General features: G+C 64.7%; 21 protein-coding genes. 13 read left to right on the top strand and 8 right to left on the bottom strand.

The annotated features are described in order from the left end of the window. Nucleotides 1-57: 57 nt before the first annotated feature. Nucleotides 58-2,223, bottom strand: coding sequence for a catalase/peroxidase HPI (gene katG / locus BM190_RS01085; RefSeq protein ID WP_177236843.1), 2,166 nt, complete (start codon nt 2,221-2,223; stop codon nt 58-60). Nucleotides 2,224-2,337: 114 nt separating this feature from the next. Here katG and BM190_RS01080 point away from each other — a divergent pair, with 114 nt between their 5' ends. The 4 genes from BM190_RS01080 (at nt 2,338) to BM190_RS01065 (ending at nt 5,369) form a co-directional block, all read left to right on the top strand. Then, nucleotides 2,338-3,264, top strand: a complete 927-nt coding sequence (locus tag BM190_RS01080) for a hydrogen peroxide-inducible genes activator (RefSeq protein WP_092251919.1) — start codon at nt 2,338-2,340, stop codon at nt 3,262-3,264. Between the two features lie 7 nt (nt 3,265-3,271). Then, nucleotides 3,272-3,727, top strand: a complete 456-nt coding sequence (locus BM190_RS01075; RefSeq protein ID WP_092251472.1) for a GNAT family N-acetyltransferase — start codon at nt 3,272-3,274, stop codon at nt 3,725-3,727. Further along, nucleotides 3,709-4,638: a hypothetical protein gene (locus BM190_RS01070; protein ID WP_244550559.1), complete on the top strand. Its 930-nt coding sequence runs from the start codon at nt 3,709-3,711 to the stop codon at nt 4,636-4,638. Before BM190_RS01075 ends, BM190_RS01070 begins: the two co-directional genes overlap by 19 nt. Nucleotides 4,639-4,772: 134 nt before the next feature. Then, complete coding sequence (locus tag BM190_RS01065) at nt 4,773-5,369, top strand: glutathione S-transferase family protein (protein ID WP_092251470.1); 597 nt, start codon at nt 4,773-4,775, stop codon at nt 5,367-5,369. Between the two features lie 117 nt (nt 5,370-5,486). Here the strand turns inward: BM190_RS01065 and fabI are convergent, their stop codons facing one another. The 3 genes from fabI to fabA form a co-directional block, all read right to left on the bottom strand. Continuing rightward, entirely contained in the window at nt 5,487-6,284 is a 798-nt protein-coding gene (gene fabI / locus BM190_RS01060) for an enoyl-ACP reductase FabI (RefSeq protein ID WP_092251468.1), read from the bottom strand. 132 nt (nt 6,285-6,416) lie between these two features. Beyond that, nucleotides 6,417-7,640, bottom strand: a complete 1,224-nt coding sequence (gene fabB / locus BM190_RS01055) for a beta-ketoacyl-ACP synthase I (protein ID WP_018323401.1) — start codon at nt 7,638-7,640, stop codon at nt 6,417-6,419. A gap of 39 nt (nt 7,641-7,679) precedes the next feature. Beyond that, entirely contained in the window at nt 7,680-8,201 is a 522-nt protein-coding gene (fabA, locus tag BM190_RS01050; protein WP_018323402.1) for a bifunctional 3-hydroxydecanoyl-ACP dehydratase/trans-2-decenoyl-ACP isomerase, read from the bottom strand. Between the two features lie 351 nt (nt 8,202-8,552). Here fabA and irrA point away from each other — a divergent pair, with 351 nt between their 5' ends. Continuing rightward, nucleotides 8,553-9,044, top strand: a complete 492-nt coding sequence (gene irrA / locus BM190_RS01045) for an iron response transcriptional regulator IrrA (RefSeq protein ID WP_014490952.1) — start codon at nt 8,553-8,555, stop codon at nt 9,042-9,044. A gap of 171 nt (nt 9,045-9,215) precedes the next feature. Here the strand turns inward: irrA and BM190_RS01040 are convergent, their stop codons facing one another. Further along, the gene (locus BM190_RS01040) at nt 9,216-9,746 is read right to left on the bottom strand and encodes an SH3 domain-containing protein (RefSeq protein ID WP_018323403.1); all 531 of its coding nucleotides are present in this window, start codon (nt 9,744-9,746) and stop codon (nt 9,216-9,218) included. Between the two features lie 341 nt (nt 9,747-10,087). Here BM190_RS01040 and BM190_RS01035 point away from each other — a divergent pair, with 341 nt between their 5' ends. Then, nucleotides 10,088-11,089: a 2-hydroxyacid dehydrogenase gene (locus BM190_RS01035; RefSeq protein WP_018323404.1), complete on the top strand. Its 1,002-nt coding sequence runs from the start codon at nt 10,088-10,090 to the stop codon at nt 11,087-11,089. Nucleotides 11,090-11,092: 3 nt separating this feature from the next. Here the strand turns inward: BM190_RS01035 and BM190_RS01030 are convergent, their stop codons facing one another. Next, nucleotides 11,093-12,004 (bottom strand): LysR family transcriptional regulator, encoded by a 912-nt coding sequence (locus tag BM190_RS01030; protein WP_092251467.1) that lies wholly within the window; start codon nt 12,002-12,004, stop codon nt 11,093-11,095. 118 nt (nt 12,005-12,122) lie between these two features. Here BM190_RS01030 and BM190_RS01025 point away from each other — a divergent pair, with 118 nt between their 5' ends. After that, entirely contained in the window at nt 12,123-13,130 is a 1,008-nt protein-coding gene (locus BM190_RS01025) for an aldo/keto reductase (RefSeq protein WP_092251465.1), read from the top strand. A gap of 9 nt (nt 13,131-13,139) precedes the next feature. Here the strand turns inward: BM190_RS01025 and BM190_RS01020 are convergent, their stop codons facing one another. Beyond that, nucleotides 13,140-13,943 carry a HesA/MoeB/ThiF family protein gene (locus BM190_RS01020; protein ID WP_018323407.1) on the bottom strand — a complete coding sequence of 268 codons (804 nt, stop codon included), beginning with the start codon at nt 13,941-13,943 and terminating at the stop codon, nt 13,140-13,142. Nucleotides 13,944-14,080: 137 nt separating this feature from the next. On the opposite strand from BM190_RS01020, the gene BM190_RS01015 reads away from it, so the two are divergent. Further along, nucleotides 14,081-15,439: a peptidoglycan-binding protein gene (locus tag BM190_RS01015; protein ID WP_177236842.1), complete on the top strand. Its 1,359-nt coding sequence runs from the start codon at nt 14,081-14,083 to the stop codon at nt 15,437-15,439. Between the two features lie 384 nt (nt 15,440-15,823). Further along, on the top strand, nt 15,824-16,567 hold the full coding sequence (locus BM190_RS01010) for a nucleotide-binding protein (protein WP_092251461.1): 744 nt from the start codon (nt 15,824-15,826) through the stop codon (nt 16,565-16,567). 222 nt (nt 16,568-16,789) lie between these two features. Here the strand turns inward: BM190_RS01010 and mutM are convergent, their stop codons facing one another. Beyond that, nucleotides 16,790-17,689 carry a bifunctional DNA-formamidopyrimidine glycosylase/DNA-(apurinic or apyrimidinic site) lyase gene (gene mutM, locus BM190_RS01005; protein ID WP_092251459.1) on the bottom strand — a complete coding sequence of 300 codons (900 nt, stop codon included), beginning with the start codon at nt 17,687-17,689 and terminating at the stop codon, nt 16,790-16,792. Between the two features lie 81 nt (nt 17,690-17,770). Here mutM and ubiE point away from each other — a divergent pair, with 81 nt between their 5' ends. From ubiE to dut, 4 genes are all read left to right on the top strand, one after another. Further along, nucleotides 17,771-18,532 (top strand): bifunctional demethylmenaquinone methyltransferase/2-methoxy-6-polyprenyl-1,4-benzoquinol methylase UbiE, encoded by a 762-nt coding sequence (gene ubiE, locus BM190_RS01000; RefSeq protein WP_092251457.1) that lies wholly within the window; start codon nt 17,771-17,773, stop codon nt 18,530-18,532. Continuing rightward, entirely contained in the window at nt 18,529-20,103 is a 1,575-nt protein-coding gene (gene ubiB, locus BM190_RS00995) for a 2-polyprenylphenol 6-hydroxylase (RefSeq protein WP_092251455.1), read from the top strand. The genes ubiE and ubiB overlap by 4 nt, the downstream gene beginning before the upstream one ends. Before the next feature lie 72 nt (nt 20,104-20,175). After that, nucleotides 20,176-21,627, top strand: a complete 1,452-nt coding sequence (coaBC, locus tag BM190_RS00990) for a bifunctional phosphopantothenoylcysteine decarboxylase/phosphopantothenate--cysteine ligase CoaBC (RefSeq protein ID WP_092251454.1) — start codon at nt 20,176-20,178, stop codon at nt 21,625-21,627. Further along, on the top strand, nt 21,624-22,082 hold the full coding sequence (gene dut / locus BM190_RS00985; protein ID WP_092251453.1) for a dUTP diphosphatase: 459 nt from the start codon (nt 21,624-21,626) through the stop codon (nt 22,080-22,082). The genes coaBC and dut overlap by 4 nt, the downstream gene beginning before the upstream one ends. Nucleotides 22,083-22,306 lie beyond the last annotated feature (224 nt).

Raw genomic sequence — 22,306 nt, 5'->3', positions numbered from 1 at the left:
CGACCTCCCCCGCAAGCGGGAGAGGTTGCACCGAGCCCGAGGTGAGATCAGCCGACCTCAGCCCACGATGTCGTAGCGGTCGAGGTTCATCACCTTGGTCCAGGCCTTGGCGAAGTCCTTTACGAACTTCTCCTTGGAGTCCGAGGTGGCATAGACCTCGGCGAAGGCGCGGAGCTGGGAGTGCGCACCGAAGATCAGATCGACGCGCGTGCCAGTCCACTTCACCGCGTTGGTCTTGCGGTCGCGGGCCTCGTAGCTGCCGTCGGCCGCCGGCGTCCACTGCGCACTCATGTCGAGCAGATTGACGAAGAAGTCGTTGCTGAGCGTGCCCACCTTCGAAGTGAGAACGCCATGCTTTGAACCGTTCGCGTTGGCGCCGAGCACGCGCAGACCACCGAGCAGGACCGTCATTTCCGGACCGGTGAGCCTGAGCAGCTGGGCGCGATCGACGAGGGCTTCTTCCTGCTGCAGGAACTGATGCTTCTTGCCGACATAGTTGCGGAAGCCATCGGCCCGCGGCTCGAGCGGCGCGAAGGACTCAGCATCGGTCTGCTCCTGCGAGGCATCCATGCGGCCCGGCGTGAAGCCGACCTTCACGTCGACGCCGGCATCCTTGGCGGCCTTCTCGACCGCGGCGGTACCGCCGAGCACGATGAGGTCCGCGAGCGAGACCTTCTTCGCGCCTGAAGACGCGTTGAAGTCCTTCTGGATCGCTTCGAGCTTGCCGAGAACGTTGGAGAGCTGAGCCGGCTGGTTCACCTCCCAATCCTTCTGCGGGGCAAGGCGGATGCGCGCTCCGTTGGCACCGCCGCGCTTGTCCGAGCCGCGGAACGTCGAGGCCGACGCCCAGGCGGTCGAGACCAGCTCGGAGACCGACAGACCCGACGCCAGGATCTTGGTCTTCAGCGCAGCGATGTCCTGCTCGCTGGCCAGCTCGTGATTCACGGCCGGAATCGGATCCTGCCAGATCAGCGTCTCCTTCGGCACCAGCGGGCCGAGATAGCGCTGGATCGGCCCCATGTCGCGATGGGTGAGCTTGAACCAGGCGCGGGCAAAGGCGTCCGCGAACTGATCCGGGTTCTCCAGGAAGCGACGCGAGATCTTCTCGTAGGCCGGATCGAAGCGCAGCGAGAGGTCGGTGGTCAGCATGGTCGGCCGATGCTTCTTCGACTTGTCGAAGGCGTCGGGAATGATCGCGTCGGCGCCCTTGGCCGTCCACTGGTTCGCACCGCCCGGGCTCTTCGTCAGCTCCCATTCGAAGTTGAAGAGGTTCTCGAAGAAGTTGTTGCTCCACTTGGTCGGCGTCGCCGTCCAGGTCACTTCGAGACCGCTGGTGATGGAATCACCGGCGAGGCCCGAAGCGTGCTTGCTCTTCCAGCCGAGGCCTTGATCCTCGAGCGCGCCCGCTTCCGGCTCCGGACCGACCAGCGAAGGATCGCCGGCGCCGTGTGTCTTGCCGAAGGAATGGCCGCCGGCGATCAGTGCAACGGTCTCTTCGTCGTTCATCGCCATGCGGGCGAAGGTCTCGCGGATGTCCTTGGCCGCAGCGACCGGATCCGGCTTGCCGTTCGGGCCTTCCGGATTGACGTAGATGAGGCCCATCTGCACCGCGCCGAGCGGCTCGGCGAGCTGGCGTTCGCCGCTGTAGCGCTCATCACCAAGCCACGTGCCCTCGGGACCCCAATAGAGCTCTTCCGGCTCCCAGACGTCGGCGCGGCCGCCGGCAAAGCCGAAGGTCTTGAAGCCCATCGATTCCAGCGCGACGTTGCCGGCGAGAACCATCAGGTCGGCCCAGGAGAGCTTGCGGCCGTATTTCTGCTTGATCGGCCACAGCAGCCGGCGCGCCTTGTCGAGGTTGGCGTTGTCGGGCCAGCTGTTGAGCGGCGCGAAACGCTGCTGGCCGGCACCGGCGCCGCCACGGCCGTCGGTGATGCGGTAGGTGCCTGCGCTGTGCCAAGCCATGCGGATCATGAGACCGCCATAGTGACCGAAATCGGCGGGCCACCACTCCTGCGAGTCCGTCATCAGCGCGGTCAGGTCCTTGACCACCGCCTTAAGGTCGAGCGTCTTGAATTCCTTGGCATAGTCGAATTCGTCGCCCATCGGATCGGATAGGCCGGAATTCTTGTGCAGCATCTCGATGCTGAGCTGAGTTGGCCACCAATCGCGGTTCGCTGGCACGCGTTTTCCACCCGAAAACGGGCACTTCGAAGTGTCGTCCATGAATACCTCCTCTGGTGGCGTCGAACTCGCGCCTTTGACCAGGTAGAACCACTCTAAGCGTCGCGTCCTATCAGGTAAAGTTGACTTTAATGATCGCTGCGATAGGATTTTCTGATGATAAACCTGACGCTGCGCCAGCTCCGGTATTTCGACGCTCTGGCGCGTCACGGCCATTTCGGCCGCGCGGCCGAGTCCTGCTCCATCTCGCAACCGGCCTTGTCGATGCAGATCAAGGAGTTGGAGGAGACGCTCGGCGGCCTGCTGCTGGAGCGCAGCGCCCGGCAGGTGGCGTTGACGCGGTTCGGCGAGGAGCTCGCGCAACGCGTCCGCGACATTTTGCGCTCGGTCGATGAGCTCGGCGATTTCGCCCGCGCCTCGCAGGACCGCTTCGCCGGCCGCCTGCGCATCGGCATGATCCCGACGATCGCGCCGTATCTGCTGCCCACCATCACCAAGAATCTCACGCACATGCATCCGGAGCTCGACATCCGTGTGCGCGAGACCATGACGCCGCGATTGATCCAGGAGCTGGTGGAAGGGCGGCTCGACACCGCCATCGTGGCGCTGCCGGTGTCCGAGCCTTCGCTCACCGAGGTCGCCCTGTTCGAGGAGAAATTCCTGCTGGTCCGGCCGAGCGCGGATGAAGGGACCTCGGCGCCGTCGCGCGAGATGATGCGGGAGATGCGGCTGTTGCTGCTCGAAGAGGGACACTGCTTCCGCGATCAGGCGCTGTCGTTTTGCAACATGCAGTCGGCGCCGCCGCGCGAGATGCTGGATGCCAATTCGCTGTCGACGCTGGTCCAGATGGTCAGCGCCGGCATCGGGGTCACATTGATCCCGGAGATGGCGGTGCCGGTGGAGACACGATCGGCCTCGGTCTCGCTCGCGCGCTTCCGCGATCCGCAGCCATCCCGCACCATCGGCATGGTCTGGCGCAAGACCAGCCCGCTGGCGCGGCAACTGCTGCAAATCTCCGAAGTGGTGTGCCTGTCGGCCGGCAAGGTGCGCGCACGCCCACCTGTACGCAGCCAGCGGGCCTGAGGCTCCAATGTCGCAACCGATCATCCGCCTCGCCTGCGCCGACGAATATGACGAGGTCGGCCGCGTCTGGATGGAGAGCTGGGTCTCGACCGGGCTCGGCGAGGCCAGCGACTTTCTGCTCGCCAATCTCCGCGCCCGCATCCGACGCGAGATCGAGAACGGCTGGAGCCTGTTCGTCGCCGATGATCGCGGCACGATCGCCGCCATGCTGGCGCTGCATGTGCCAAAACTCTATCTGGATATGCTTTTCGTTGGACCCGCTTATCAGGGGCAGTCGCTCGGGCGAAAGCTGCTCGCCTTCACCCGCACGCAAATGCCGGATGAGATGCATCTGCGCTGCGTCCGCGAGAACGAAAAAGCCTGGCGCTGGTACGAGCGCGAAGGTTTTGTGTTCGAGAAAGAGGAGATCGAGCCGTCGAACGGGTTCATGATGAAATATTACCGGTGGCAGAAGACGTCATAGGTTCTGCTTGCGGAGGCGCCCCGCACGCTCTAGTTTGCGGATTACATCTCAGCAACTTCCGCTACCGATTCATGTTACGCAATCTCGCCGTCGCCGCCCTGTTCGCGTCGCTTTGTGCATCGACCGGATGGGCCCAATCTCCCTCCGCTCCACCAACTGCCACACCCCCGGCAACAGCCAAGCCTGTTGCGAAAAAGGCTGCGCCGAAGTCCAAGCAGCCGGCAGCGAACAAGCCGCAAGCGGTGGACGTCGGCCCCTGCAAGCTCGGCGTAATCTCCGTGATCGGGGAGCGCTACTCCGTCCAGAAATTCGGGCTGACCATCTTCGAGAACGAGGAGGCCGAAGTTCCTATCGACTGGGGTCTCGACGATCTCGTATTTGCGCGCGTGAAAGCGGCAACAGGCGGCGATCCCGGTGTTCGCAGGATCGCCTACCCCAAGGGTGCCTTCGAACCGTTCTATCATCCGAAATCGCGATTCATTCCCGATCCCAACGAACGCCTGCCAGCGATCGTGCGTGGCATCACGCCGAACGTGAGCTGCGATCGCTATCTGGTTGCGACGACGTACAAGGGAGAATTGCCGGGCAGCCGCATGATGTTGAACGGCATCGGCACATTCAATCAAGGGCTCGGAAATCTGATCCGGCATTCGCATTTGTTCGCGAACATCTCGATCAACCTGATCGACGGCCGGAGCTACGAGGAGATCAAGCGCCCCTTTGTAAATTTCGGCGCGAACTTCGCCGCAAGTATGCGACTGACCGAAGACCCGCTTAACAAGCTCGACAATGACCAGTTCCCCAACCCGCCCGCGACCGCTTCGAGCAGCGCGATCCTGCGCGAGAGAACGCGGGCGCTCATCACCGACAGGCTCGATCGGGGGCTTCCCGGCTATCTGAAGCAAGACTGACACGCACTCATTCGCGTCGACCAAGATGTTGACCACCGAACGCTGCATCAGACCAACCGTAGTGCGTTGCGATTTCGAAGCAGACACGCGATGAATAGCCTCGCCCGCCTCACGCAGATGGAAGGTTCCGCGCCATGATCAAGCTCTATTGGTCACCCCGCTCGCGTTCGTTCACGACGCTCTGGCTGATGGAAGAGAGCGGCCTCGCCTATGAACGCGTGCTGACTGACATCTCGACCGGCGCCCAGAAGGCACCGGACTATCTGAAGATCAATCCGATGGGCAAGGTTCCCGCGCTCAGCGACGGCGACGCCGCGCTCGGCGAAGCCGCCGCAATCTGCGCCTACATTGCCGACCGCTATCCCGAGACGAAGCTTGCGCCTGCCGTAACCGATCCGCGCCGCGCCCGCTATCTGCAATGGCTGTTCTTCTCGCCGGGCTGCATCGAGCCCGCCATCATCCAGATCTTCACCAAGATCGAGATCCCGACCTCGACCGCCGCCTGGGGCAGCGCGACGCAGGTGTTCGACGTGCTGGAGGCTGCGCTTGCCAAGGGGCCGTGGATTCTCGGCGAGGAGTTTTCGGCCGCCGACATCACGATCGGCTCGGGCCTGAATTACGCGGTGCGCCTGTTCAAGATGGTGCCGTCGCGCCCCGCCTTCGATGCCTATATCGCGCGCTGCATGGCTCGGCCCGCGTTCCAGCGCGCGGAGAAGATCGCGGCGGGTTAGCCGAACTATCGTAGGGTGGGCACAGCGTAGCGTGCCCACGTCTTCTATCTATGGCGACCGCTGAGAGATCGTGGGCACGTCGCTTGCGCGCCTTTGCCCACCCTACGGCAGCTTCGTCTATTCCGTCTTCAAATCGTCAGGCCGCGGCATCAGGACGATGTTGTAGCCGGAATCGACATAGTGGATCTCGCCGGTCACGCCGCCGGAGAGATCCGACAGCAGGTACAGCGCCGAGCCGCCGAGCTCGTCGAGCGTGACGCCGCGGCGGAGCGGCGAATGCTTCTGCATGAAGGCGAACATCGCGCGCGCCTCGCCGATGCCAGAGCCCGCGAGCGTGCGGATGGGGCCCGCGGAGATCGCGTTGACGCGGATGCCGCGCGGTCCGAAATCGGAGGCGAGATAGCGCACGGAGGCTTCCAGCGCCGCCTTGGCCACGCCCATCACATTGTAGTTCGGCATCGCGCGCTCGGAGGCGCCGAAGGTCAGCGTGATCATGCTGCCACCTTCGGTCATCAGCTCGGCGGCGCGCTTCGCCACTTCCGTGAACGAGAAGCAGGAGATCACCATGGTACGTGAAAAGTTCTCGCGGCTGGTGTCGGCATAGCGGCCCTTCAGCTCGTTCTTGTCGGCAAAGCCGATCGCGTGGATGACGAAATCGAGCTTGCCCCATTTTTCACGGAGCGCATCGAAGGTCGCATCGACGCTGGCGATGTCCTCGACGTCGCACGGCAGCACGAGGTCGACACCGAGCTGCTCCGCCAGCGGCTTGACGCGCTTGCCCAAGGCTTCGCCCTGAAAGGTGAAGGCAAGCTCGGCGCCGTGCGCGTGCAGCGTCTTCGCCATGCCCCAGGCGATCGAATGATCATTGGCGATGCCCATGATCAGACCGCGCTTGCCTTTCATCAGACCTTCCATTGTCGTTCCCATTATCCTGAGGTCATCGCCCGCGCAGGCGGGCGATCCAGTATTCCAGTGACGGTCATGATCGATCGAGAAGCCGCGGCGTACTGGATGCCCCGCTTTCGCGGGGCATGACAGGGTCGTTAATCACACATCCAGCCGGCTGAACACCAGCGTGGCATTGGTGCCGCCGAAGCCGAAGGAGTTCGACAGCACGGTGCCGATCTTGGCGTTGTCGATGCGCTTGCGCACGATCGGCATGTCGGCGAACACGGGATCGAGCTCCTGGATATGTGCGCTCTCGCAGATGAAGCCGTTATTCATCATCAGCAGCGAGTAGATCGCCTCCTGCACGCCGGTGGCGCCCAGCGAGTGGCCGGTCAGCGCCTTGGTCGCCGAGATCGGCGGGCACTTCTCGCCACTTCCGAACACGCGGCGGAGCGCATCGATCTCCGGCGGATCGCCGGCCGGCGTCGAGGTCGCGTGCGGATTGATGTAGTCGACCTTGGTCTTCACCGTCGACATCGCCATGCGCATGCAGCGCTCGGCGCCTTCGCCCGAGGGCGCGACCATGTCGTAGCCGTCCGAGGTCGCGCCGTAGCCGACGATCTCGCCGTAGATGCGGGCGCCGCGCGCCTTGGCATGTTCGAGCTCTTCCAGCACCAGCACGCCGGCACCGCCGGCGATGACGAAGCCGTCGCGGTTGACGTCGTAGGGCCGCGAGGCGGTGGCGGGCGTGTCGTTGTATTTCGAGGACATCGCGCCCATGGCGTCGAACAGCACGGAGAGCGACCAGTCCAGCTCCTCGCAGCCGCCGGCGAAGATGACGTCCTGCTTGCCGATCTGGATCGTCTCATAGGCATTGCCGACGCAATGGTTCGACGTCGCGCAGGCCGACGAGATCGAATAGTTCACGCCCTTGATCTTGAACCAGGTCGCAAGCGTCGCGGAGGCCGTGGACGACATCGCCTTCGGCACTGCGAAAGGTCCGACGCGCTTCGGTCCCTTGGTGCGGGTGATGTCGGCGGATTCGACGATGGTGCGGGCGGAGGGGCCGCCGGAGCCCATGATGATGCCGGTGCGGATGTTGGAGACTTCGTCAGGCGACAGACCGGAGTCCTGGATCGCCTGCTCCATCGCGACGTGATTCCACGCCGCGCCCTGGCCGAGGAAACGCATCGCGCGGCGGTCGACCACCGTCGCGGGATCGAGCGACGGCGCGCCCGCTACCTGCGAACGGAAGCCGAGCTCGGCATATTTCTCAGCCCGCGAAATGCCCGACTTCGCCTCGTGAAGGCTCGCAAGCACTTCCTGGGTGTTGTTTCCGATCGACGAGACGATGCCCATCCCGGTGACCACAACCCGCCTCATGACAGCCTCGCCTCAATCGTTGTTGTCTTGGTGATGCGCTCAGCCCAGGCTCGTGCCCTGCTTGAACAGGCCGACCTTCAAGTCCTTGGCGCGATAAATAATCTGGTCATCGACCGAAAGCCACCCGTCGGCGATACCGAGCACCAGCTTTGAACGCATCACGCGTTTGATATCGACGTTGTACACAACCTTGCGGGCCTCGGGCAGCACCTGGCCGCTGAACTTCAGCTCGTTCAGGCCAAGCGCGCGACCACGACCTTCACCCCCGGTCCAACCCAGGTAAAAGCCGACCATTTGCCAAAGCGCGTCGAGGCCGAGGCAGCCGGGCATCACCGGATCGTTCTTGAAGTGGCAGCCGAAGAACCAGAGGTCGGGCTTCACGTCGAGCTCGGCGCGCACCAGCCCCTTGCCGAACTCGCCGCCATTGTCGTTGATGTCAGTGATGCGGTCGAACATCAGCATCGGCGGCAACGGCAGCTGGGCATTGCCCGGGCCGAACATCTCGCCGCGGCCACAGGCCAGCAGATCTTCGTATTCGTAACCGTTGCGCCTGTTCAGCATGCAGAGCCTCTGTTTGAATTCCGATTGAGCGGCGCTTTTTGGCGAAAATGGGCCCCGTCTCGGTCGGAGAGCAACGCCAATTGCCACTGTCAGGCGCTGCGTCCGCATGCCCCGGATGGACTGCGGACCGGGCCTCGTGCCCGGCTGCGCCAAAATCGGCTAAGCGGAACCGCGCGCTCTCTAACACAGGCCATTTCGGGTAGCAAAGTGCATCCATGAAGGTAAAATGACGCGATACCGGCCCGGTTCCAAGCCTTATTAGAACCTCTCTAGTTGCGAGAAACTTGCATCTGCATCTTTCTGTTCTTATATTGCTGAGAGATATTGTTCACGCGTGCCCGAAATCTGGAAATGAGCGAGAATACTGCGCCCCATCACGACGACGACGTCCACTCCGCGGCCCTGCTGTCCGGCCGCCAGCCGGCTCTCACCGGCTGCCCCTGGCACGACGTCAACGAAATGCTCCAGTCCGCCGGGCTCCGTCCGACGCGTCAGCGCATGGCACTGGGCTGGCTGTTGTTCGGCAAAGGTGCTCGCCACCTCACGGCTGAAATGCTCTACGAGGAAGCGACGCTCGCCAAGGTTCCGGTGTCGCTGGCGACGGTCTACAACACGCTGAACCAGCTCACCGATGCCGGCCTGCTCCGCCAGGTCAGCGTCGACGGCACCAAGACCTATTTCGACACCAACGTCACCACCCACCATCACTACTACCTCGAGAACAGCCATGAGCTGGTCGACATCGAGGATCCGCATCTGGCGCTGTCCAAGATGCCGGAAGTGCCGGAGGGTTACGAGATCGCGCGCATCGACATGGTCGTGCGCCTGCGCAAGAAGCGCTGAACTAATTCTAGATTGCTGATGCGATCGTCATGGCCGGGCTCGTCCCGGCCATTGTCGTTTTAGGCCGTCATTCCGGGATGGTGCGCAGCACCAGACCTCAGGCGCGCAATTGCGCACCGGGGAATCTCGAAATCCTCGATGCTGCGCATCGCCCCGGGATGACCCTTCGGGTCAGTTGACCTGCTCGTCCGAATACACGCCCCAGAGGCGCTCCTGCTGGATCCAGCCGTCAAAACCGTTGCCGGTGACGCGGCACCAGTTTGCAGCGCACTTCTTTACCTGCGTGACGACGCCGGCCTGGAGTCTTGCTGCAACCGCGCTGTCGAGATCGGCGCGATCGTAGATCGGGGCGAGGTCGTCCTTGTGCTTCATGGTGACGACCGCGGTGCGGCGGCCCGACAGCAGCGAGTGATAGACCCAGCCCTCGGCGCCTTCGGAATCGCGCACCCGGCGCCAATTCTCAAATTCGGCGGTGATTTCCACCGGCAGGCCCGAACGGGTGTAGACCCAGGCCACGTCATTGTCCTTGGTCGGGCCGGCACGGACGTTCACGTGATCCGATTTGAGGCTGACATAGCGCGGCACCGGCAGGCCGCTGGCGGTCTGGGGCGTGGTGTCCTTGGCCGAATGCGAGGGGCCGACCGAAGCGCTCAACCAGGTGCAAACGAGCGCCATTACCGAACAAAAACGCCCCAACGCCATCAACCCGTCTCCTGTCGAAGACCCGGCCCGAGCCCGGTCCTCACCCCAAATTCCAAAACCTGCCGCGCAATCCCCTGACCCGCCCCACGCGGGTGTTCCCCAAACCGGGCTCCTTGAAGCCTTGACCCGTGGTTCTTGTCTTGGCCCGGCCTTCTGCTAGAGAGGACGGGCACTTGAACAACCAGTTTGCCCCGATTTTCCGGCCGGAAATATCGGGAGAGCTTGAAGGAAACGCCGGGGACGGACACGGCAAGGGCAGTGTCGAACAACCGGGTTAATGAGACCTCAACGACCGGCCTTTGGCGACAGAGGCGGCTTGCGACGCCTCATGAGAGCAGGACATGTCGGTGAAGAAAAAGCCCCTCGTCGTGGTGACGCGCAAGCTGCCGGATTCGATCGAGACGCGGATGCGCGAATTGTTCGACGCGCGGATCAATCTCGAGGACACGCCGATGTCCGCCGACCAGATCGCGGAAGCCGCACGCACCGCCGACGTGCTGGTTCCGACCGTCACCGACCATATCAGCGCCGACATCATCAACCAGCCCGACTGCAAGCTGCGGCTGATCGCCAATTTCGGCAACGGCGTCGATAATATCGACGTCGAGGCCGCGCATGCCCGCGGCATCACCGTCACCAACACGCCGAAGGTCCTGACCGAGGACACCGCCGACATGACCATGGCGCTGATCCTCGCCGTGCCCAGGCGGATGATCGAAGGCGCCTCGATCCTGACCGAAGGAAAACCCTGGCCGGGCTGGTCGCCGACCTGGATGCTCGGCCACCGTATCGGCGGCAAGCGGCTCGGCATCATCGGCATGGGTCGCATCGGCCAGGCGGTGGCGCGCCGCGCCCGCGCCTTCGGGCTGCAGATCCACTATCACAACCGCCGCCCCGTGGCGCCGAAGATCGCCGAAGAGCTTGGCGCGACCTATTGGGAAAGCCTCGACCAGATGCTGGCGCGGATGGACATCATCTCGGTGAACTGCCCGCACACGCCGGCGACCTATCATCTGCTCTCGGCGCGGCGGCTGAAGCTGATCCGCAAGGACGCCTACATCGTCAATACCGCGCGCGGCGAGGTGACCGACGAGGACACGCTGATCAAGCTGATCGAAGGCGGCGAGATCGGCGGCGCCGGGCTCGACGTCTACGAGCACGAGCCTGCAGTCAACCCCAAGCTGGTGCGGCTTGCCAAGGCCGGCAAGGTGACGCTGCTGCCGCATATGGGCTCGGCCACGATCGAAGGCCGCGTCGAGATGGGCGAGAAGGTGATCATCAACATCCGCACCTTCCTCGACGCGCACAAGCCGCCGGATCGCGTGCTGCCGAGCATGCTCTGAGGTTTATTTCCCGCGCGTCTCGCGCTTGCGCCAGTCGGCGACGAAATCGATGAAGGCGCGCAGCGCGGGCGGCGTCTGGCGCCGGCTCGGGTAATACAGGAACGGGCCGGGAAACGGCTCGCACCAATCTTCCATCAGGCTGACCAGCGCGCCGGACTTCACGGCATCGCCGACATAACCGTCGATCGTTGCCCAGACGCCCACACCATCGAGCGCGGCTCGCAGGGCAAGGGTCATGTTCGTGGAGATCAGCTTTGCCGGCGGATCGACCTTCACGATCTGGCTGGCCTTCTCGAACTCCCAATCATGCATCACGCCGCTCGAATACCGGGCGCGGATGCAATCATGATCGAGCAGATCCTTGGGATGCTTCGGCTCGCCGCGGCGCGCGACATAATCGGGCGAGGCGACGACGACATAGTGCTGCGGACCGCTCAGCGGGATCGCCACCATGTCCTGCGCGAGATGCTCACCATAACGCACGCCGGCATCGTAGCCCCCGCTCACGATATCGACGAAACCGCTTTCGGACACGACGTCGAGATCGACCTGCGGATGCGCTGCGAGGAACGGGCCGACCATCGGCGCCAGCACGAGATCGACCGCCGGGGGCGGCGCGTTGATGCGCAGGCGGCCGGAAGCCACCTCGCGCAGGCCCCGCACCTCCGCCAGGGCATCGCCGACGTCGCGTAGCGCAGGTGCCACCCGCGACAGCAGCAGCTCGCCCGCCTCAGTCAAGGCGACACTGCGGGTGGTGCGGTTCATCAGGCGGACGCCAAGGCGCTCCTCGAGGTCGCGTAGGCGCTGGCTAAGACTCGACACCGACACGCGAATTTCGACCGCCGCCCGCCGGAAATTGCGGGTGCGGGCGACCGCCACGAAGACGTCGAGATCGCGCAGATCAGGCTCAGTCATTGTTCGTTACAATGAACAAGCCATTCGGCATTGTCCAGCTTATCGGCGCAATGGACCAGGTGCATATCCAGCCCGTCGCGCGGCGCAATCAGCCTGCCGCCTTTCGAGGAGAGCCATCATGGAACAGCACAAACTCGGTTCAACCGGCCCCCGCGTCTCTGCCCTTGGTCTCGGCTGCATGGCCATGTCGGACGCCTATGGCCCGGCCGATCGCGGCGAGAGCATCGCCACGATCCACGCGGCGCTCGACGCCGGCATCACGCTGCTCGACACCGGCGATTTCTACGCCATGGGTCACAATGAAATGCTGATCCGCGATGCGCTGAAGGAAGTGGCGCGCGACAGGGTGCAGATCAGCGTCAAGTTCGGCGCGCTACGCGGCCCTGCCGGCGAATTCACCGGCATGGATTGTCGCCCGGCCGCGATCCGGAATTTCCTCGCCTATTCGCTGCAGCGGCTCGACACCGACTATATCGATATCTACCGCCCGGCACGGCTCGACCCCAACGTTCCCATCGAAGAGACCATCGGCGGCCTCGCCGATCTCGTGAAGGCCGGTTACATCAGGCATATCGGCCTGTCCGAAGTCGGCTCCGACACCATCCGCCGCGCGCATGCCGTGCATCCGATCGTCGACCTCCAGATCGAATATTCGCTGATCGAGCGTGGCATCGAGCGCGACATTCTCAAGACCTGCCGCGAGCTCGGCATTGGCATCACCGCCTATGGCGTCCTGGCGCGCGGCCTGATCAGCGGCCATTGGTCGAAGGATTCGGGCAAGGCCGGCAAGGACTACCGGCTGATGACGCCGCGCTTCCAGGGCGCAAATCTCGACGCCAATCTCGCGCTGGTGGAGTCCCTGCGTACCATCGCCGGCGAAATCGGCGCAACGCCGGCGCAGGTCGCAATCGCCTGGGTCGCGGCGCAGGGAAAAGAGATCGTGCCGCTGGTCGGCGCCAAGACCCGCACCCGTCTCGTCGAAGCGCTTGGCGCGACCAGGGTCACGCTGACACCGGCGCATCTTGCGGCGCTGGCCAAGGCGTTTCCGCCGGATGTCGCCTCGGGCACGCGTTACGCCGCCGAGCAGATGGCCCATCTCGATAGCGAGAAGCCGGCCACGGCGTAACGCAGCCCATCACGTGCGATGGGCGCTGAGGTCGGTGACCACAGGCCCGTCGCCGTTGAGCGGATTGGCCGGATCGCGCGAATAGCGCAGCGTCTCGAAGCGCATCGCGCGCGCATCGATCATCAGGAGGCGGCCGACCAGGCCGTCGCCGAAACCGACGATCTCGCGGATCGCCTCCATCGCCATCATCGATCCCAGCACGCCCGCCAGCGCACCCATGACGCCGGCTTCCGCGCAGGCAGGAACGGTACCCGGCGGCGGCGCCTCCGGAAACAGGCAGCGATAGGTCGGATTGAATTCGCCCTGCTCGTTGGTCTCGTGCGCGCGGATGGTAGTGAGCGAGCCGTCGAAGGTGCCGAGCGCGGCCGTGATCAACGGCCGCTTCGCGAAGAAGCAGGCGTCCGAGACCAGATAGCGTGTCGAGAAATTATCGGAGCCGTCGAGCACGAGGTCGTAGTCGCCGATCAAGCTGAGCGCATTGTCCGCATTCAGCCAGGTGGCGTGGCCGACGAAGCGAACATGCGGATTGAGCGCCGCAATCCGCTCGGCGGCGCTCTCGACCTTGTGCCGGCCGATATCGGGCGTGGTGTGGATCACCTGGCGCTGCAGATTGGACAACGACACCACGTCGTCATCGACCACGCCGAGCGTGCCGATGCCGGCGGCGGCCAGATACATCAGCGCCGGCGCGCCGAGCCCGCCGGCGCCGATCACCAGCGCAGAGGCGCGCTTCAGCGCCGCCTGGCCCGGTCCGCCGACGTCGCGCAGCACGATATGGCGGGCATAGCGTTCCAGTTCGTCCGGGCTCAGCATCGTCGTACGCCTCTCCTACCAAGCCGTCGCTCTCACTGTACGCGGCTCGACCTTAGGCCTGAACCACCTCAACATTGTTCGCGACCAACGAGATGTGCTTCAATGGCATTGCGTTCAATGGGCTGGTTGGATTTGTCATGAGATCGATGCTTGCGGCAACCTTGATGTTTGCGGCTGCCACAGGCGCGCACGCCCAGATGACGACGCCGCAGATCCCCGGTACCAAGCCGAAGCTGGTCCAGACCGTGCCGATCCGGCCTCCGGCCACGCAGACGCCATCGGCGACGGCGGATGCGATGGCGCAAGCGGAGCGGCTGTCGCTGCAATCCGACCTCGCCTGGGTCGGCCAGTACAACGGCGCCATCACCGGCGACGTCAGCGCGCGCCTGGTCAACGCCATCAAGGAATACCAGAAGGCCAAGGGCGGCAAGCCGACCGGCGTGCTCAATCCGCAGGAGCGCGCCGCGCTGGCCGAGATGGCGCGAAAGAAGCAGGACGGCGTCGGCTGGAAGATCGTGACGGAGCCGACCAGCGGCGCCCGGCTCGGCATCCCCTCGAAACTGGTGCCGCAGCAGGCGAGCGACGCCAACGGCTCGAAATGGACCTCGCCGACCGGAACCGTTCAGGTGCTGCTCAGCCGCCGCAAGGAGGCGAACCCGACCGCGGCAAAACTCGCGGAGCTGGAGAAGGAGCCGTCCGGGCGCAAGGTCGATTACACCGTGGTGAAGCCCGATTTCTTCGTGCTCTCGGGATTGCAGGGCCTGAAGAAGTTTTACATCCGCGGCACCTTTAGAGGTGACGAGGTCCGCACCATGACGATCCTCTACGACCAGGCGACCGAGAACACGGTCGAGCCGGTCGTGATCGCGATGTCGAGCGCGTTCAACGCGTTTCCGTCCGGACCGCAAGCCGGGCCGCCGCCGCGCAAGCCCATCGAATACGGCACCGGCCTCGTCGTCAGCGATGACGGCGCGATTGTCGCCGACCGGCTCGTCACCGACGGCTGCCTCGCGATCACGATCGCCGGCTATGGCAGCGCCGATCGCCTCGCCGAGGACAAGGAGCGCGGTCTCGCACTGCTTCATATCTACGGCGCACGCGGCCTGAAGCCGCTCAGCCTTACTGGCGGCGCGGCCAAGACGAACGTGGATGTCGTCGGCATCGCCGATCCGCAGAGCCAGGGCGGCGCGGCGGGTGTCTCGACCGTCAAGGGCGCACTCGCACCGGTCACGAGCAGCGAGTCCGCACTGTCGCCTCCGCCGGCGGTGGGATTTTCCGGTGGTCCGGCGATCGATGGCGACGGCAAGTTCGCCGGCATTGCGTTGTTGAAGCCGACCATGGTGGCAGGACCCGCGACATCGGTGCCGGCCTCGCAGGCCGTGATGGTGTCCGCGGACGCCGTGCGCGATTTCCTGAAGGCCAAACAGGTCACGGTGAACGGTACGTCGACGGACGCAAAGGCCGCCGTCGTGCGCGTGATCTGCGTGCGGAAGTAAACCTCCGCAAGGATAGCGCTTCTCTCGTGTCCCGGACGCGGTGCGTGACATGCCGCTCCGCTGGCCGGGACCCACGTCTCCGAAGCCGAGCTGGCAGCTTTCTGGGCCCCGGCTCAACAGCGCATAACTGACGTGCTGCGCTTTGTCCGGGGCACGAGATCAACTCCTCGGCGAGCATCATCACACGTACGACTACTGGTCCAGTAATGGTACGGATTAGCTGGCCATCCCCATTCCGCCATCATCGTTACTGTTGATTCGGACCTCCGCGATCCCCCTTTGGATCGGGCCGGCACGTCCTGAGCGAGAAGGCTCAGCATCGAGATCGATGCACGTTCGCGTGGCGTATTCCTGACCCAAGCATTCCAAAGGATTGATCTTCAAATGCACACGATCGTACTGGCCACCCAAAAGGGTGGCAGCGGCAAGAGCACGCTCGCCATCGGCCTCGCGCTCGCGGCCAAGCAGGCCGGCTTCACCGTCCGCCTGATCGAGACCGACCCGCAGGGCACTCTGTCGAACTGGCAGCGCCGCCGCACCACCGATGATCTCGTCGTCGAGCCGATCTATCATGCCGCCGACATCGAGCCGCGCCTGAAGATGCTGGCTGACGGCGGCCTGCAGCTTGCGATCGTCGACACCGCCGCCGGCCTCAGCGCCGCGACCACCGCTGCGATCCGCCATTCCGATCTCTGCCTGATCCCGGCCCGCCCGAGCGTCGCCGACATCGAGGCGACCGCCTCGACGCTCAGCGTCGCGCGAGCCTGGAAGCGGCCCTACAGCTTCGTGCTCAACCAGACGCCGATCCGCGGCCAGCGCATCGACAATGCCGCCAACACGCTCGCCGAGGAAGCCGCGCTCGATCTTTCGGACGTGCTCGCGCGCCCGCTGATCGTGATGCGCAACGATCACCAGGATTCGCTCGCGAGCGGCCTTGCCGTCAGCGAATTCGCGCCGAACGGCAAGTCGGCGAACGAGATCCGCGGCCTGTGGCGCTGGATCGAAACCCGGCTCGAGCTCGAAGCCACGACCAATGTCCTGATCAACCAGGTGATGTCGCCTGCGGACGGCATGCTGCATGTCGCGGCCGATCTTTCAGCGGACGAGACCACGACACTGGCGTCCTGAGCGGGGCATCGCTCTGACGGCAGTCGGCCCTTCATCATCCGGAAGGGCCCCAGCGACGAAGCGATCCGGCCACCAGCCCGGCCGGATTGCTTCGCTTCGCGGTTTTGTCGACGCTCTATTTTCGTGTCGTAGCCCGGATGGAGCGCAGCGCAATCCGGGAAGTCTCTCCGCGGTCACGCTCGCCCCGGATTTCGCCGCGCTCCATCCGGGCTACGGGCTAGGTCACTTCTGACACTTCTGACACCAGAAGGTGGAGCGTCCGTTCTGCGTGAACCGCTTGACGGTGCCACCGCAGCCCGGCGTCGTGCATTTCTCGCCTTCGCGGTCGTAGACCTTGAACGAATGCTGGAAATAGCCGAGCTCGCCCGAGGTCTGACGATGGTCGCGCAAGGACGAGCCGCCGGCCTTGATGGCGTCGTTCAGCACCGTGTGGATCGCACTCACCAATCGCTTCGCATGATCGGTCGGCTCGCCGCCGCCAACGCCCTTGCGACCCTTGGTCGCGAGCGTCGCCGCGATCCGGCGCGGCGACAGATGCGAGCGATGCAGGGCTTCGCAGACATAGATGTTGCCGAGCCCCGCCACCACGCGCTGGTCGAGCAGCGCGGCCTTCAGGCTGGTGGTCTTGCCTTCGCAGGACCGCGCCAGCATCGCGGCGTCGAATTCGTTGCCGAGCGGCTCGGGGCCGAGGTCGCGCAGCAGCGGCTCCTCGTCGAGTGCGTTACGCGCGATCACTTTCATGTAACCGAAGCGGCGCGGGTCGTTGAAGACGACGTCGGCTCCGGAAGACATCCGAAACAGCACATGGTCGTGCGTGGAGTCCTTACCCCTCGGATAGTGAAACTCGCCGGGAGCTGCCTCGTTGTCCGGCTTGATGACGCGGAACGAGCCCGACATGCCCAGATGCATCAAGAGCACATCGCCGGAGGCGAGATCGGCCATGAGATATTTTGCACGGCGGCCGAGCCCCGTGACGACCTGCCCCTGGAGCCGGGCCACGAAATCCGGCTGGAACGGAAAGCGCAGGTCCGGCCGGCGGGCTTCCGCCACCAGGATTTTCGCACCCTCCATCACAGGCTGAAGGCCGCGGCGGACGGTCTCGACTTCGGGCAATTCAGGCATGGTCAGGCATTCACCTTATGAGGGCGGTGTGATAGCGCCATTGCGGCGGGCGCGCTATGGTTCGCCCAGTGGAGTAGAGTAATGGATCGGCCGGGCGAAACCACGCATTTTGGCTTCAGGGACGTCCCCCTGGGGGACAAGCAGACGCTGGTGAACGATGTGTTTCACAGCGTGGCGTCGCGCTATGATTTGATGAACGATTTGATGTCCGGTGGCCTGCACCGGGTCTGGAAGGACATCATGATTACCGCGCTCGACCCGCCGAGGAGCGACCGGTCGTTCGCGTTGCTCGACGTAGCCGGCGGCACCGGCGACATCTCGTTCCGTGCCGCCAAGGCCGCGGGGCCCGGCTTCCATGCCACCGTCTGCGACATCAACACCGACATGCTGGCGGTGGGCCGCGAGCGCGCCGCGAAGCGCCATCTCGACACCCGGGTCGATTTCGTCGAAGGCAATGCCGAAGCACTCGCCTTCGCCGATCGCAGCTTCGACGCATATACGATCGCTTTCGGCATTCGCAACGTACCCCGGATCGATCTGGCGCTGCGCGAAGCCCATCGCGTGCTGAGGCCCGGCAGCCGCTTCCTGTGCCTGGAATTCTCCACCGTCGAGATGCCCGGGCTCGACCGGATCTACGACCTGTTCTCGTTCAAGGTGATCCCGCCGCTCGGCCGGATGATCACGGGCGACGCCGAGTCCTACCAATATCTCGTCGAGTCCATCCGCAAGTTTCCGAAACCCAACGCCTTCGCCGACATGATCCGCGACGCCGGCTTCGCCCGCGTCAGCTGGCAGACCCTGTCCGGCGGCATCGTCGCACTGCATTCGGGCTGGCGTTTGTGATCTCTGCCTTCACCCACATTGCGCGCCTGATCCGCGCCGCGTTCGTGTTTGCGCGCGAGGGCGTGTTCGGCTCGGTCGATCCGAGCCTGGTGCCGCCGCCGGGACAGCTCGCTCTGAAGCTGGCGCGCCTCGTCGAACGACGTGGCGTCAAGCACGGCCCGCGGATATCGCGCGCGCTGACGCGGATGGGGCCCGCCTATCTCAAGCTCGGACAATTCCTGGCCACACGCCCCGACGTCGTCGGCGTCATCATGGCGCGCGACCTCGAAAGTCTCCAGGACCGCCTGCCGCCGTTTCCGCAGGACGAAGCCGAAGCCGCGATCGCGACCTCGCTGGAGCGGCCGCTGAAGGACGTGTTTGTGAGCTTCGGCCCTCCCGTCGCTGCGGCCTCGATCGCGCAGGTGCATCGCGGCGAGATCTTGCAAGCCGGCATCCGCAAGTCGGTCGCGGTCAAGGTGCTCCGGCCCAACGTCGCTACGCGCTTCCGCCGCGACCTCTCCGATTTCTTCTTCGTCGCGCACAAGGCCGAGGCTTATTCGGCCGAAGCACGGCGCCTGCGCCTCATCGAGGTCATCAACACCATGTCGCGCTCGGTCGCGATGGAGATGGATCTGCGGCTGGAAGCTGCGGCGCTGTCGGAGATGGCGGAGAACACGCAGGGCGATCCTGATTTCCGCGTGCCGGCCGTGGACTGGGACCGCACCACGCACAACGTGCTGACGATGGAGTGGATCGACGGCATCGCGCTGAACGATCACAAGCGTCTGGCAGAATCGCAGGTCGACCTGCCCGATCTCGGCCGCAAGGTGATCCAGAGCTTCCTGCGGCACGCGCTGCGCGACGGCTTCTTCCACGCCGACATGCATCCGGGCAACCTGTTCCTGGATGACGCGGGGCGGCTCGTCGCGGTCGATTTCGGCATCATGGGCCGGCTCGGCATGAAGGAGCGGCGCTTCCTCGCCGAAATCCTGCTCGGCTTCATCACCCGCGATTATCGCCGCGTCGCCGAGGTGCATTTCGAGGCGGGCTACGTGCCCGCACATCACTCGGTCGAGAACTTCGCACAAGCGATTCGCGCCATCGGCGAGCCGATCCACAACCGCACGGCGGAAGAGATCTCGATGGCGCGGCTCTTGACGCTGCTGCTCGAGGTCACCGGCCTGTTCGACATGACCACGCGCCCCGAGCTGATCCTGCTCCAGAAGACCATGGTCGTGGTCGAAGGCGTGGCGCGCGGCTTCGATCCCAGGCTCGACATCTGGAAGGTCGCCGACCCCGTGGTACGCGAATGGATCGAGCGCAATCTCGGTCCGATCGGCCGGGTGCAAGGCGCGCTCGCCGGGACCGGAGACATCGCGCGCGTGCTGATGCGCATGCCGGAGATCGCCGAGCGGTCCGTGAAGGTGCTCGAGCAGCTCGAGACCATGACGCGGGAGGGCATCAGGCTGTCGCCCGAGAGCATCGCCGCGATGGGCCGCACCGAGGGCCGCAAGAATCGCTGGCGCACCGTCGCGCTCTGGATCATCGCCGCGACCTTCATCGGGATCCTGATCGCCGTCCGGAATCTGTGATTGCCAAAAGCTTGATTGCATTGAAATCACACAAGTGATAGCATCGCTATCATTCCGTGCTGGAGGGGCGTCATGGCAAGCCTGACCATCCGCAAGCTCGACGACGCCGTCAAAACCTATTTGCGGCTGCGCTCGGCCAAGAACCGCAGGTCGGTCGAGGAAGAGGTCCGGGTCATCCTGCGGGAGCTGATCGAGGGCCGCGAGGAGCCGCTGACGCCGTTTGCGGTACCACCCGCGGCATCCGCCGCCCCCGCACTCCAGCGCACCGGCGCCGTTCCCGAGGCCAGCGTCACCCTGATCATCGGCGGTGGCATCGCGGCCTATAAATCGCTCGACCTGATCCGAAGGCTGAAGGAGCGCCGCGTCGAGGTCCGCTGCGTCCTGACCAAGGCGGCCCAGCAATTCGTCACGCCGCTGGCGGTCAGCGCCCTCTCCCATGAGCGCGTCTATACCGACCTGTTCGACCCGCAGAGCGAGTTCGACGCCGGCCATATCAGGCTCGCGCGCGACTGCGACCTGATAGTCGTCGCGCCCGCGACCGCCGACCTGATGGCCAAGATGGCCAACGGCCACGCCGACGATCTCGCCAGCGCCATCCTGCTCGCGACCAACCGCAAGGTGCTGCTGGCACCGGCAATGAACCCGCTGATGTGGAACAATACGGCGACGCGCCGCAACGTCGCGCAGCTGCAGCGCGACGGCGTGGTGCTGATCGGACCCAATTCCGGCGAGATGGCGGAAGCGGGCGAAGCTGGTGTCGGCCGCATGTCGGAAGCGATCGAGATCGCCGCCGCTGCCGAGCGCCTGCTGCGGCCGCCGGTGCCGAAGCCACTTGCCGGCAAGCGCGTGCTGATCACCGCAGGTCCCACCCACGAGCCGATCGATCCGGTGCGCTATATCGCCAACCGCTCCTCCGGCAAGCAGGGCTTTGCCATTGCCGCCGCCGCACAAGCCGCCGGCGCCGAGGTGATTTTGGTCAGCGGTCCGGTCGACCTCAGCGATCCCCAGGGCGTCACCGTCAAGCACGTCGAATCGGCGCGGCAGATGCTGGAGCAGGTGCAGGCCTCGCTTCCCGCCGACATCGCGATCTTTGCCGCCGCGGTCGCCGACTGGCGCGTTGCCAATGAAGGCGAGCAGAAGCTGAAGAAGACTTCGGCCGGCATGCCGCCGCTTCAGCTGATCGAGAACCCCGATATCCTCGCCACGATCTCGAAGCTGACCGACAAGCGCCCGCCGCTGGTGATCGGCTTTGCCGCCGAGACCGAGCACCTGATCGACAACGCCAAGTCAAAACTGGCCCGCAAGGGCTGCGACTGGATCGTCGCCAACGACGTCTCGCCCGCCACCGGCGTGATGGGCGGCGACCGCAACACCGTGCATCTGATCAGTCGCAAGAATGGTGAGAAGGACGGCGAGATTGCAGTTGATTCCTGGCCGGTGATGACCAAGGAACAGGTCGCCATCGAACTGGTCGCGCATGTCGCCCGAAGCGTGACCGACAAATCCCTGGAGCCGGCATCTTGAGCACGAAGGTCACTGTCGAACTGCAACGCCTGGCCCATGCGGAAGGCCTGCCAATGCCGGCCTATCAAACCACCGAGGCTGCCGGCCTCGATCTGATGGCGGCGGTGCCGGACAGCGAGCCGATGACGCTCGCCCCCGGCCAATATGCGCTGGTGCCGACGGGCCTTGCGATCGCATTGCCGGCCGGGCACGAGGCGCAGGTGCGACCGCGCTCGGGGCTTGCCGCCAAGCACGGCGTCACCGTGCTGAACTCGCCGGGCACGATCGACGCGGACTATCGCGGCGAGATCAAGGTGATCCTGATCAATCACGGCACGGCGCCGTTCGTGATCAAGCGCGCCGAGCGCATCGCCCAGATGGTGATCGCGCCCGTGGTGCAGGCCGCGCTGGTTCCGGTGGCCACATTGTCGGCCACCGATCGCGGCGCCGGCGGCTTCGGCTCGACCGGCCGCTAAGTCGTGGTGGGTTGAACTCGAACAGAGTCCGATCAATCGGGCGCTCTCTCCGCTCCCTCCCCCCTTGTGGGGAGGGGCAGGGAGGGGGGACTCTTTCAATCGCGCACCGTTTCTCTTTGCATCGTCAATAATTGGCACTTCTTCCTGGGCTACCCCCTCTCCCTAACCCTCCCCCACAAGGGGGGAGGGAACGCACCTCCGTCGGAGAGCCCGTGGTGTCTCAT

Source organism: Bradyrhizobium sp. Rc3b (assembly GCF_900114915.1).
Taxonomy (GTDB): domain Bacteria; phylum Pseudomonadota; class Alphaproteobacteria; order Rhizobiales; family Xanthobacteraceae; genus Bradyrhizobium.
This window is presented reverse-complemented; position numbering and strand designations above follow the sequence as displayed.